General features: G+C 35.0%; 13 protein-coding genes and 1 riboswitch. Of the genes, 7 read left to right on the forward strand and 6 right to left on the reverse strand.

The window, feature by feature from the left end; all coding sequences use genetic code 11:
- Positions 1-85: 85 nt before the first annotated feature.
- Together ABE048_RS01770 and ABE048_RS01775 are read right to left on the reverse strand one after the other, a co-directional pair.
- The gene (locus tag ABE048_RS01770) at positions 86-1090 is read right to left on the reverse strand and encodes a GTPase (protein ID WP_430308772.1); all 1005 of its coding nucleotides are present in this window, start codon (positions 1088-1090) and stop codon (positions 86-88) included.
- A 193-nt stretch (positions 1091-1283) separates the two neighbouring features.
- Entirely contained in the window at positions 1284-2276 is a 993-nt protein-coding gene (locus ABE048_RS01775) for an SEC-C metal-binding domain-containing protein (protein WP_430308773.1), read from the reverse strand.
- Between the two features lie 136 nt (positions 2277-2412).
- Here ABE048_RS01775 and ABE048_RS01780 point away from each other — a divergent pair, with 136 nt between their 5' ends.
- The gene (locus ABE048_RS01780; RefSeq protein ID WP_430308774.1) at positions 2413-2889 is read left to right on the forward strand and encodes a VanZ family protein; all 477 of its coding nucleotides are present in this window, start codon (positions 2413-2415) and stop codon (positions 2887-2889) included.
- A gap of 32 nt (positions 2890-2921) precedes the next feature.
- On the opposite strand, the gene ABE048_RS01785 is transcribed toward ABE048_RS01780, so the two are convergent.
- From ABE048_RS01785 to ABE048_RS01795, 3 genes are all read right to left on the reverse strand, one after another.
- On the reverse strand, positions 2922-3773 hold the full coding sequence (locus ABE048_RS01785) for a putative RNA methyltransferase (RefSeq protein ID WP_430308981.1): 852 nt from the start codon (positions 3771-3773) through the stop codon (positions 2922-2924).
- Positions 3774-3917: 144 nt separating this feature from the next.
- Positions 3918-5291: an MATE family efflux transporter gene (locus ABE048_RS01790; RefSeq protein WP_430308775.1), complete on the reverse strand. Its 1374-nt coding sequence runs from the start codon at positions 5289-5291 to the stop codon at positions 3918-3920.
- A gap of 171 nt (positions 5292-5462) precedes the next feature.
- On the reverse strand, positions 5463-6398 hold the full coding sequence (locus ABE048_RS01795; RefSeq protein WP_430308776.1) for a 1,4-dihydroxy-2-naphthoate polyprenyltransferase: 936 nt from the start codon (positions 6396-6398) through the stop codon (positions 5463-5465).
- A gap of 213 nt (positions 6399-6611) precedes the next feature.
- Here ABE048_RS01795 and asnB point away from each other — a divergent pair, with 213 nt between their 5' ends.
- From asnB to ABE048_RS01825, 6 genes are all read left to right on the forward strand, one after another.
- Entirely contained in the window at positions 6612-8450 is a 1839-nt protein-coding gene (asnB, locus tag ABE048_RS01800; protein WP_430308777.1) for an asparagine synthase (glutamine-hydrolyzing), read from the forward strand.
- A gap of 77 nt (positions 8451-8527) precedes the next feature.
- The gene (locus tag ABE048_RS01805; RefSeq protein WP_430308778.1) at positions 8528-9283 is read left to right on the forward strand and encodes a DUF2087 domain-containing protein; all 756 of its coding nucleotides are present in this window, start codon (positions 8528-8530) and stop codon (positions 9281-9283) included.
- 49 nt (positions 9284-9332) lie between these two features.
- Entirely contained in the window at positions 9333-9692 is a 360-nt protein-coding gene (locus ABE048_RS01810; protein ID WP_430308779.1) for a GIY-YIG nuclease family protein, read from the forward strand.
- Positions 9693-9724: 32 nt separating this feature from the next.
- A riboswitch (guanidine-I (ykkC/yxkD leader) is annotated at positions 9725-9824 on the forward strand.
- Positions 9825-9879: 55 nt separating this feature from the next.
- A complete protein-coding gene (locus ABE048_RS01815) occupies positions 9880-10218 on the forward strand; it encodes a DMT family transporter (protein WP_430308780.1) in 339 nt (112 codons plus the stop codon).
- Positions 10218-10532 carry a DMT family transporter gene (locus ABE048_RS01820; RefSeq protein WP_430308781.1) on the forward strand — a complete coding sequence of 105 codons (315 nt, stop codon included), beginning with the start codon at positions 10218-10220 and terminating at the stop codon, positions 10530-10532. Before ABE048_RS01815 ends, ABE048_RS01820 begins: the two co-directional genes overlap by 1 nt.
- A gap of 121 nt (positions 10533-10653) precedes the next feature.
- Positions 10654-11091, forward strand: a complete 438-nt coding sequence (locus ABE048_RS01825; protein WP_430308782.1) for a GNAT family N-acetyltransferase — start codon at positions 10654-10656, stop codon at positions 11089-11091.
- A 37-nt stretch (positions 11092-11128) separates the two neighbouring features.
- Here ABE048_RS01825 and ABE048_RS01830 read toward each other — a convergent pair whose 3' ends face one another.
- Positions 11129-12001 (reverse strand): DMT family transporter, encoded by an 873-nt coding sequence (locus tag ABE048_RS01830; protein WP_430308783.1) that lies wholly within the window; start codon positions 11999-12001, stop codon positions 11129-11131.
- Positions 12002-12296: the final 295 nt, after the last annotated feature.

Below are 12296 nucleotides of genomic sequence, written 5' to 3' on the forward strand. Positions count from 1 at the left end.
AAATATAGAATTGACTCTTGTTATAAATAAAAAAACGTATACACTTTTGTATACGTTTTTCTTTGTTACCTTCTTATTATTTTATTTACTTCTTTTTCTGTTCTTTTAAAAATAGATCGTATAGAGGTTTTAGTGTCTTTGCTTCCAGCTCAATATCGTGCTCATGAGCATACTTCACAGCATACCCAAGAGAAATCGTCATTGCCCCTGCCACACTAGCGCCAGCCACCGTGCCAGCTGCTGGTACAAATTTGACAATTTGTCGGAATATCGTTTTGCCAACATTCCCGACAACTGTAGCAATTATCATCTCTTTTGCCCTGTCTTTTGAAACAGGCTTATCATAAAGTGTAGATAATTTAACCATTAATCCTACTTGTAACGTAGTTAGCGGAATAAAATCTGCCCCCGGAATAGGCACTGCTCCGATAGCCGCTGCAGAAGCGCCCGCACCAAGTATCCATTTCTTTGCGGTCGCTGATTTATCCGCCATATGCTTGGCCATCAGTACTTCCTTTTTTTTGCTTTCTAACAGCTCCAAAATTTTATTTTGGAGCATCTCCATATTTTCACCTGTACGTGAAGAAATAGGCGTTACTGGGTAAGTATAATTCGTATGGTCTTGTATATATTTCACCAGGCTAGGTATATCATCAGCTGCATCAATTTTGTTGAGTACAATGATTATATCTTTATTTACTTCACTAATTTTCTTTAATGAAGCCAACTCTGAATCGGAAAGGACAGTACCAGCTGCATTTAAGAAGAACAAAACAATATCTGCCTGCTGATAGAAATTCATCGTTACTGCAGAATTCTCTGCTTTTATATCATCAAGGCCAGGGGTATCCACAAATATAATCTTATCCTGATAGCTATATTTTTTTATCTGCTGTGTTTCTCCTGGTTTTGCCCCAACAAGCGCTACTTCTTCATCCATTAATCGGTTAATCGTTGATGATTTTCCTGCATTCACATCACCAATCATTGCGATTAGGATTTCTTCTTCAAGTTGATCATTTACTTCTTTTGATTTTTCGGCAAAAATCCGATCGAATTCTTCATCGGTAAATGGTTTAAATTCGCTCATAAAAACACCCCTATCGCATACAGTTCTTATAATTAAACTATATGATTTGATAGAGGATTGCAATTTTTTACTTTTTAGTACTTTCTAATGCCTGAAATATTAATACTTTCTTGAACTCCCTAAAACAGAAAAATAGCCTATTCTAAAATAAGTCAATCATTTTAGAACAGGCTCGTTAACTTTCAAGTAAAATTTATGCTTTTTTTTCTGCGTAATATTCTTTTAGTTCATTATAATATTTGTTTAATGATGACGTCGAAACTCCGAATTCTTCTGCTAATTCTTTAACCGTTATTTCGATTGGTTCGAAAAGACCTGCTTCTCCACCAAAACGAATAGCACCTGCTGCAATAGCAACAGCTTTCCGTGCTTTAGGTTGACGTTCAACAACATAATCTTCAACAATTTCTAATACGGTTTTAGGATCACGACCGCGAGCTTCTAAAAACCCAAGAACTTGTAAAAATACATCTGCTTCGAAATCAGTGAATTCTCCACCTTCAAAACCATTTTCACCAAGGTTTTTCCAGAAGCTTAAAGAATGTTCTTTCCAAAATTCTTCTTCTTCAAGTTGATCTTGCTCTTTAAAGCCAGCTGCTAATTTTCCGAACACTTCTTGATGATCTTTTGGGAAGAATATCATGCTAGATACAGCAAGGTAATACTTTTCCTTGTTTGAGCCATCAGGTAAAATGAAGCAAAATACATGGACATCTACAGGAATTGGCTTTTCTCCCTCACGACGCAGGTGAATGATCTCGTCTGTTAAGATGTTTTGTACGATCATATAGTTCTCTTCAACATCCATTACTTTAGCAACCATCATTGTTGGATGATCCCATGTTTCAAGTACAGCTAATGTAGAAGGGCGTACTGTTTCCTTTTTGATTTTTTGCAAATAGCCTGTCCAAATATCTGTTCGCTCATGGAAAAAGAAAGAATCCAATACGATTGCTTCAATCATATCTTCCACTAAATATTGCCCAATAGTTTTTTGCCATTTATCTGCTAATTCACCAAAGTCTTTATAATCTTTTCTTAAAGGATAGACATCATAGAAAGTTTGTAAAACTCTTTCTAGCTCTTCCGCATAAACTTCTTCAACTGTTACAGCTTCTTTTAAAGCACAACATTTTTTGTACTTTTTACCACTACCACATGGACATGGATCATTACGTCCTGGCATTTTAACACGTCCTTTATTCTATTAAGTGCTGTTTTAGCATATCATTTTTTCTGCATTATCTAAAGTTCTCTTCTAAAAGTATAAATTCTTTATCAAGAGCTATGAAAAATACATATTAATATGGTACGTTCTTTATATGAAAAAATTTATTCCACTTCTTATATTATTGTTAGCTATATTTATCACATCTAGCCAAACTTATGAGCAACAATCAATTGTACCAACCTTACAAAAACATTTTCCAAATGAACCTTTAAAGCCTTTTTTATCACTATTACATTTTCATTATTATGGAATGGATATTTCTGTTGAGTCACGAGGCTACTATTATTTCCTTGAATTCTTAGTTCGTAAGGCCACTCATTTTTTAACTTTCGGCGCAATTGGGCTAGCATTATATATTGCATTGCCTCGCCTAAAGTTTCGATTATTGTTAACAATAGTTGGTACTTTTCTATTGGCAACAATTGATGAATTTCATCAATACTTCACCGCCGGTCGTACCGCTTCCTTTCAAGATGTCTTATTGGATACGACGGGTGCCATTACATTTTTAGCAATATTCAAATGTATTCAGTTGCTCATCCATACAAAAAAATCCACAAAAGATTAGTCAGTCTTCTGTGGATTTTCTTTTCCTTATATCTATACTTTACCAATTAAAATATCCAAATCAATTGTTATTTCTTCAACTTGATTAGAACTAGTATCTGCTGTTTGATGCCACCCCATTGGTGTCATGTATATGAGCATTGACACCATTTCAGGAGCTATTGTAACCGTTTGTGTAATACGTTTTACCTCAACATCACTGAAGTGCTCTTTAAATCGCTCAACTGTGCGATCATTCGAATAGGATTCTTTATCCGAATCTGCATAAAATAATTCCCGTAATTGACGAAGATATCCACTTTGTGGCACTACTTTTACTACGACGCCATTTGGCTTTAAAAGTCTTTCGAATTCTGAATAATTCGCTGGAGACAAAATATTTAATATCACGTCAAAGCTTGATTCTTGAAATGGACTTTTTGCTAAATCTCCCACACACCAGATTAAGTCTTCATAATTCCGGCCTGCTGCAATAATCCCCTCTTTTGCAATATCGATTCCTGCTCCGACAATTATGTTAGTCGTTATTTCTTCAAATTGTTTTTTTATCATCGCTAAATGTGAGCCTTCACCGCAGCCGGTATCTAATATCGTAAGATTCTGTCCAAATGTTTTCAATAATTCCACGACATTCTCATGCATCGGTGCATATATTCCACTTTCAATGATTTCTTTCCGTGCATCAAATAAATCTTTTCCATACATTGATGTTGCAGGATGCGTCATAAAATTTACATATCCTTGCTTCGCTATATCAAAAGTATGTCGATTTTTGCAAGTTACTACACATTGCTCTGTTACCGTCATTTCCTCATGACAAACAGGACAAGCAAAGATTGCTTGCTGTTTTCGCATATAATTAGCACTTGCCTCTTTTTTCGACAATCCCACAAAAACACCTCGTTCATTATTCTTCTGTTATTAGTATACACTGAACTCTACAAGAGTAGAAAATATGACAAAAATCTAATAAGACGAAAGGCTGTTTCATAAGTTGTTTTCTACACTTATGAGACAGCCTTTCAGTAATCAAGTTTTGCTTTTATTTGGTGAAACAAGTGCATAGCGTTCCCATTTACGACTTTTCCATCTAAAGAATACTAAAATCGCACGACACCATTCATCAGCAGCAATTGCAAGCCAGACACCAACCAGTCCTAGATGTAAATGGAACACTAAAAGATATCCAAGTGTTAGACTCATACAAACCATCGAGAAGAAACCTATGATAACAGGATATCTTGCATCGCCAGCTGCACGTAAAGAATTGATAATCGTAATATTAAATGTTCTACCTGTTTCTAGCAATATACTTAATAGCAAAACTGATGCTCCAATTTCAATAACTTCTGGATTATCCGTGAAAATTCGCATAAGTGGATAGCGGAAAATCATCACGAATGCTACCATTACCAGGGTAAAGGATATTGCCCATTTTACACTGGTCCATAGTTGATTATAAGCATCGTCTTTTCGATTTGCTCCAACATACCGCCCCACTATAATTGCTGTTCCAGATCCAATTGCCATAGCAAATAAGTATGTAAACATCGAAATATTATAAGCATATTGGCGAGCAGCTAAGGCTTCTGAACCTAAAAAAGTCACATAATACAAAAAGGTAATTTGACACCCTTGATATAGTACTTGTTCAAGAGCTGAAGGTACACCAATTTCCAATATCTTTTTAATATATTCTTTAGGCAAAGCTAAATAATATTTGAAATCAATTTTAAACTCTAGTACTTGATATAATAACCAGAAGAATACGACAAGTGCTATAGCACGACTAATCACAGAAGAAATCGCAGCTCCTTGTACACCTAATTCCGGAAATCCAAATTTACCAAATATCAACATATAGTTTCCAACAATGTGTAACACATTCATTGCAACAGATACGTACATGGTTTGTCTGGTCCAGCCATGAACTCTTACAATAGCTGCTGTTGCATTGATTAAGGCTTGAAGGAATATTCCTCCACCAATAATAGCCAAATATTGATCTGCATATTGAAGTACATCACCGTGCAGATTCATAGCAATCATCATTTGCTTTGAGAAAAATACAAAAAGGGAGCTTAAAACAAGACCTATAGCAAGATTCATCGTTATCGCAACCGCTGCAATTTTAGGGACCTCTTCATAACGTTTTGAACCTATATATTGTGCTACAACGATCGAAGCACCATTACCGATTACTTCTAAGATTAGTATAGTTATATGAATAAATTGATTGGCTGCACCTACACCTGCTACTGCATCATCTGCTAATGCACTAAGCATAAAAGTATCTGCTACACCCATCAACGTAAATAAAAACACTTCTAAGAAAATTGGCCATGTTAAATGGAATAAGCTTAATTTTTCTCTAGTTTCATTTTCTTTTATCACTTGCTCCATTTTATCGCCTATCTTTCTTTTCCAAATTTTAAAACAATCTGTATCTTTTCACATCATAAATCCCATCGCTATTGCTTATGAAAAAAAATTCGCCAATTGCTTGGCGAATTTGAGTTTTGCATTTCAGATGAATGTATAAACTATCTACATGTAAGCGTTTATCATCAATCTTTAAATTTTTTCAAAAAAATAACTTAATAATAAGCCAACTGATGAAAGTAAACCGTAAAATGTATTCGTCATTGCGGTAGATTTCATAGCAAGTCCTAATTTTGCAGGTTCTCTTTCCCCTTCTTTAAAACTTTTAATCGCAGTTATTGGCTTTGGAATACTAATCAATACTACTAATAACCATGGACTAACAATACCCAAAATAACTAACACGATCATCCAAACATATGCTACTACGAAGGACAAACCTAAGAGATTAATAGAATTTTCGCGCCCTAAAAGAATGGCTAATGTTTTACGACCGCCTATCGTATCTTCTTTAATGTCACGAATATTATTGGACATATTAATACCACCAACTAAAATCCCGACTGGTATTGATACAAGCAGGCTCACTATGCTAATGCTTCCAGCTTGTATAAAATAAGAAATCAATACAAAGGCAAATCCCATACTAAGCCCTGCAAATAATTCACCAAAAGGTGTATAAGCAATAGGGAATGGCCCACCGGTGTATAAATAGCCAATCGTCATACCTGCAGCACCAATCGCTACAAGCCACCAACTACTACTCATACAAATATAAACGCCCAATACAACAGCGATTGCATATAATAATAATGCAAAGTTTAATACAGTTTGAGGTTTTGTGCCATGGCGTACCAATGCACCACCAATACCTACAGATTCAGCCGTATCTAAACCACGTTTAAAATCGTAGTATTCGTTAAATAAGTTTGTTGCGATTTGAAGACATAAGCAGCAAACAAGCATAGCTATAAATAATAACCAATTAATTTTGACATCGAACATCGCAAGCGCTGTTCCTAGAATAACTGGAGAAAATGTTGCTGTTAACGTATGTGGACGCGTTAATTGCCACATCAATTTTGCAGTACTAATCTCCTCTATTTGTTGATTACGATTGTTACTCATAATCTACTTCCTTTCAATCTTTCTATACAACTATTCTATCTTAACCGATTTTTTTCTTCTGTGCCAAAGGAGAATCCTTTGAAAGGAACTTAAACATTGGAAGCTCTTACTTTTCCCCTACTTATTTTTTTCAAACTCCATTTAATTTTCATGCTATTTTTCTGTTACTTTTACATATAATGCAAAGTGACAAATTGAGAAGGATGTGAGAATATGTGTGGAATTACAGGTTGGTGCAACTTTAAAAAAGATTTAACAACACAATTACCCTTATTACATACGATGACGAAAACACTCCAACAAAGAGGCCCCGATGCAGATGGTATTTGGTGTGACGGTCCAATCGGCTTTGGTCATCAGCGTCTAGCTATCATTGACCTTGAAGGCGGCAAACAACCGATGACATATGAAATGAATCAACGACGTTACACGATTACGTATAATGGTGAATTGTATAATACAGACGAATTGCGAAAAGAATTACAACAAAGAGGCTATCACTTCTATACAACTTCTGATACTGAAGTTTTACTAGTTTCTTATATAGAATGGCGTGAACAATGTGTAGAAAAAATCAACGGTATTTTCGCCTTCGGTATTTGGGATGCTTCAGAAAAAAGTCTATTATTAGTACGCGACCGTCTTGGTGTTAAACCACTGTATTATAGCGCTCAACAAAATCAATTACTTTTTGCTTCTGAAATAAAAGCATTACTTGCCCATCCAGATATCCCCGCAACTGTCGGCTACGAAGGCTTAGCTGAATTATTCGGTTTAGGTCCTTCTCACACACCTGGAAAAACAATCTATACTCATATTCAAGAACTGCGCCCAGGACACCTCTTAAAATATGAATTAAACGGTCTAAAAATAAACCGTTATTGGAACGTAAAAAGCAAAGCACACGAAGATTCCTTTGACGATACAGTTACAAATGTTCGAGACTTAGTTGTTGATGCTGTAGAACGGCAGCTCGTATCTGATGTACCCATTTGCACTCTTCTATCAGGTGGACTTGATTCCAGCATTATTACTGCTATCGCTGCAAACAAATTTAAGGACACTGTTCAATTCCCTCTCCATACTTACTCCATCAATTATGAAGACAACGCTCAATTCTTTAAAGAGAATGATTTCCAACGATCAGACGATACGTTTTGGATTGATAAAATGTCTCAAAACTTCCACACCGTTCACCATTCTGAAGTTATTCTACAAGAAACCCTCATAAAAGAACTAACAGAGTCTGTATATGCAAAAGATATGCCTGGAATGGCAGATATCGACTCATCTCTATTGTGGTTTAGTAAACGAATAAAAGAAAAGTTTAAAGTAAGTTTATCTGGCGAATGTGCAGATGAAATTTTTGGTGGATACCCTTGGTTCTACGCTAAAGAAACAGCAGGATTCCCTTGGATGCGCTCTACTAAAGAACGTATTGACTTACTCCGTCCAGAATGGCAACAAAGATTAAACATCGAGGAATATGTTCAGCAAGCCTATGAAGTAGCTATTAAAGAATCTCCTGTTTTAGAAAATGAATCTCATATTGATGCAAAAAGAAGAGAATTATTTTACTTAAATATGACATGGTTTATGCCTACATTACTTGACCGTAAAGATCGCACAACCATGCGCGCTGGATTAGAAGTTCGTGTTCCATTTGCTGATCATCGCCTTGTCGAATATGTGTGGAATATTCCCTGGGAAATAAAAAATTGTGGAAATATGGAAAAAGGTGTCTTACGAAAAGCAATGGAAGATTTGTTGCCTAATGAAGTTCTATATCGTAAAAAAAATCCATATCCAAAAACACATAATCCTGCCTATACAAAAGGTGTTGGAAAATGGCTAAATTCTATTTTACAGAATAAAAACTCAGTCCTTCTCGAGTTCTATAACAAAAAACAACTTGAATCTCTCATCGAATCAGGAGGATCCTCCTTCACAGCCCCTTGGTTTGGTCAACTAATGACTGGTCCTCAATTACTTGCATATCTGATTCAGACCCATATTTGGTTCGAAAAATACAACATCAATTTGGTAAATTGACATTTTATAAACAAAGTTATATTATGTTTATAGATTAATAAACGTAATATAAATAAGTTTATAGAAGGTGATGGAAGATGAAGGATACAGAACTATTTGAACATGCAACGATTCAAGAACTAAAGAATGGGTATCTAGAAGATGATAATTGTTATACTTGCCTACTTTGCAACGATAAAATCGAAAAAGGCATCATCTATCCCTATAATGAGCAATTATTTGAAGCAAAAAAAATGATGGAAACACATATTAAAGATAAACACAAATCCGTATTTGATCATCTGATCAATTTAAATAAGAAGATGACCGGTTTAACTGAACATCAAAGTAACTTACTGCGTCTTTTCTATGCCGGGAAAACAGATGGTGAAATTCAAAAGGAACTTGAAATTGGTAGTGCTTCTACCATTCGACAACATCGTTTTGCATTAAAAGAAAAAGAGCGACAAGCAAAGACCTTTTTAGCCATGATGGAATTACTAAAGGAAAAAGATGCTGTTACTCCTGAATTTGTGCCTATTCACTCGACCGCAACAATGATCGATGATCGATACAATATTACAAATGAAGAACAACAAGAACTCATTACAAAATATTTCCCAAATGGCATAAATCAACGAATTTTAAGATTCCCTAAAAAAGAAAAACATAAAATTGTAATATTACGCGAAATTGCTAAACAGTTTCCTGAAGATAAAACATACACAGAAAAAGAATTGAATACCATTTTAAAAACATACGATGAAGATTATGTTCTCATCCGTCGCTGCCTAATTGAATACGGGTTTATGGATCGTAAAGATGATGGCAGTAAATATTGGATTAAAAAATAAGGCCATTTAATATGATATTGTCAAAAACAAAGAAAGTAGGTCTCAATTTATGGATCATAAAAAAGAGTTGAAAGAACAATACAAAGATATACCCATTCAAGCAGGCGTCTATAAAATCACAAACACTCAAAATAAGAAAGTCTTTATCGGTAGCTTTAATAACTTAAAACGTTTAAATGGATTGAAATTCATGCTAAGAACAAATACTTTTTCGAACCAATTGCTTCAAAAGGAATGGAATGAATTCGGCCCAGATGTCTTCACCATTGAAACTGTAGAAATGTTAAAGAAACCCGATGAAGGTTACTTTGATGCGAAAAAGGAATTGGAAAAAATAGAACAAAAGTGGATTGACCAGCTTCAGCCATTTGACGACAAAGGTTACAACAAACCTATTGAAACGCTTTAATCTATTTGCTATGATAGATGCAACTAAATAGTGACAATGATTTCTAGGGTTCCGCAAGAAATACTTGGTCTGGTCCGAGAGAAATCACATAGCCTTGTCGCTATGCCACGGAAGGATAAAAGCCTGGGAGATACCTGATTTAATCAGTGGTCTCTTAGGCTTTTTCTATGTAGAAAGGATGATATTCATGAAAAAACATTGGTTTATTGTATTGCTTGCTGTTTTATTTGAAATATTGTGGGTCATAGGTTTAAAGCATTCACACAGCATTTGGGCTTGGAGTGGTACAGCTATTGCAGTTGTTTTTACCTTCTATCTCTTATTACTCGCAGGACGTTTTCTACCAGTAGGAACAGTGTATACCGTATTTACGGGATTAGGAACTGCTGGCACAATTCTTGTAGGTGTACTCTTTTTTGGTGAGTCACTAAGCATCGCGAAAATTTTACTATTAGCAATATTACTAGTAGGGGTTATTGGGTTAAAAACAGTTACCTCACATGAAGCAAAGGATGGTGCTGCATAATGGCTTGGCTTGCAATTATTACTGCTGGATTTTGTGAGATATTTGGCGTAGCTATGATGAATCGCTGGCAGGAAGAAAGAACAATATCTACGATTGTATTTTTGGTAATTAGTTTCGGCTTAAGCCTTGCATTATTGTCCTATGCAATGAATACAGTTCCAATGGGGACTGCATATGCAGTTTGGACTGGGATAGGAACTTCAGGCGGAGCTTTAATCGGCATGCTTTTCTTTGGTGAATCAAAAGATTGGAAGCGAATTTTATTTATTGTAATGATTTTATCTGCAGCCATTGGTTTAAAATTACTTTCGTGAGCTTTATAAAACAAACTTTTTTGTTAATTACACACTAATCCGCTTTATTTAATACTCTACTTTCTAGTTTTTTTCATATATAATATGCAACATAGCACTAAAACAAGAGAGGAAGATCGATGTGAACGTATTTGAAATTACAACACAAGAAGATTTACAAAGAGAATTTGATATTCGTATGAAAGTTTTTGTAGAAGAGCAAAAGGTTCCACAAGAAGAAGAAATCGATTCTTATGATCACCTTGGTGGCGAATGTTATCATTTCCTTGTGACAACTGATGATGACAAAGCAATTGGTACAGGTCGCATCCGATTAGTTGAAGGTGTTGGTAAAATCCAACGTGTAGCTGTTTTAGAAGAATATCGTTCGCACGGTATTGGTCGTATCATCATCAAAGCATTAGAAGATAAGGCAAAAGAACTTGGCGCACCTAAAGTAAAATTAGATGGCCAATTACAAGCACAAGGCTTTTACGAAAAAATAGGCTACGAAGTGAAATCTGGCATCTTCCTAGACGCTGGTATTGAGCACGTACTAATGGTTAAAACATTCGCATAGTTAAAAGGCACTCAACATTACTTTGAGTGCCTTTATTTTAATCCAATGCCTGTTTACTTGGTTTCACTAATGTATAAATAATACCACCGAAGATCAACACAATACCTAGTGTTTGCCAAATTGTTGGTCGGAAATCTAAAATTAATATATCGAGTAAAATTGCAACTACTGGATCTACGAAAACTAATGCAGAAACAATGATTGTCGGTAAATTCCGCAGACTATCAAAGAATAAGTAATACACAAAACCCGTATGTATTAAGCCCGTCCCCAAAATATAAAACCAATTCCACCCTGTCAAACCATGAAAAACACCAAAATCAATAAAGGGTAATAACATAATAATCCCGACTGTTGTCTGAATAAAGGTCAATGCATAAGCACTTAATTGCGTAATTCCTTTCCCTACAAACATTGTCATCGCATAACAAATTGCTGAAAGAATAGCCCAAGCAAATCCAGAATTAATGATTGCCGATATTGATGTAAATTGCTCCATCCCAATAATCAGGACACTTCCTAAAAAACATACAATTACTGCAAATACAGCACTTACAGACATCTTTTCTTTTAAAAGTAAACTACCCAATATTAGGACAAATATGGGTGCTAAATTATAAATTGAAATCGCCACTGAAATTGACATTTCTTCAAATGCTTTAAATAAAAATACCCAGTTAAGCACAAGAAATACTCCGCAGATTATCGTTTTGACTACTTCTTTTCGCGAAAATTGCTCTGCTTTATAACCTCCTGTAAATAACCACATACCTCCTAGAAAAAGAGTTGCACAAATACACCGTACAAAAACTAATTCTTCTGCAGGAATTCCGGTATTAACTGTAAAAAATCCAATAGACCCAAAAAGGGCCATTGCAATCGTCATCTTCAACATCGCTGCTATATTCAACTTTAAACTCCCTCACTTTACTCAAAGTCACTCAATTGATTATCTGAACTATTGGCTATGTTAATGAATATTGTTGATACTTTTATCCACTGTGCGAACACGCTAATATAAAATCAATAAACTTAAGTTCTTTACTATTTATTGGAAAGTAGTTCACATAATCTAGCAAAAAACACTACCCTGACAAATTTAATAACTCTATAAACCATTAAATAATCATAACATTTTAAATTATTAAATAATCATAACATTTTTTAACCCTTTATCCACCTAAAATTCTTTTATTTACAAATAA

Origin of the sequence: Rummeliibacillus pycnus (genome assembly GCF_050459865.1) — a bacterium.
Lineage (GTDB): Bacteria > Bacillota > Bacilli > Bacillales_A > Planococcaceae > Rummeliibacillus > Rummeliibacillus pycnus_B.

Coding starts and splice junctions, on each gene's coding strand:
- ABE048_RS01770 (WP_430308772.1), bottom strand. CDS start 1,090: ATGAGCGAATTTAAACCATTTACCGATGAAGAATTCGATCGGATTTTT.
- ABE048_RS01775 (WP_430308773.1), bottom strand. CDS start 2,276: ATGCCAGGACGTAATGATCCATGTCCATGTGGTAGTGGTAAAAAGTAC.
- ABE048_RS01780 (WP_430308774.1), top strand. CDS start 2,413: ATGAAAAAATTTATTCCACTTCTTATATTATTGTTAGCTATATTTATC.
- ABE048_RS01790 (WP_430308775.1), bottom strand. CDS start 5,291: ATGGAGCAAGTGATAAAAGAAAATGAAACTAGAGAAAAATTAAGCTTA.
- ABE048_RS01795 (WP_430308776.1), bottom strand. CDS start 6,398: ATGAGTAACAATCGTAATCAACAAATAGAGGAGATTAGTACTGCAAAA.
- asnB (WP_430308777.1), top strand. CDS start 6,612: ATGTGTGGAATTACAGGTTGGTGCAACTTTAAAAAAGATTTAACAACA.
- ABE048_RS01805 (WP_430308778.1), top strand. CDS start 8,528: ATGAAGGATACAGAACTATTTGAACATGCAACGATTCAAGAACTAAAG.
- ABE048_RS01810 (WP_430308779.1), top strand. CDS start 9,333: ATGGATCATAAAAAAGAGTTGAAAGAACAATACAAAGATATACCCATT.
- ABE048_RS01815 (WP_430308780.1), top strand. CDS start 9,880: ATGAAAAAACATTGGTTTATTGTATTGCTTGCTGTTTTATTTGAAATA.
- ABE048_RS01820 (WP_430308781.1), top strand. CDS start 10,218: ATGGCTTGGCTTGCAATTATTACTGCTGGATTTTGTGAGATATTTGGC.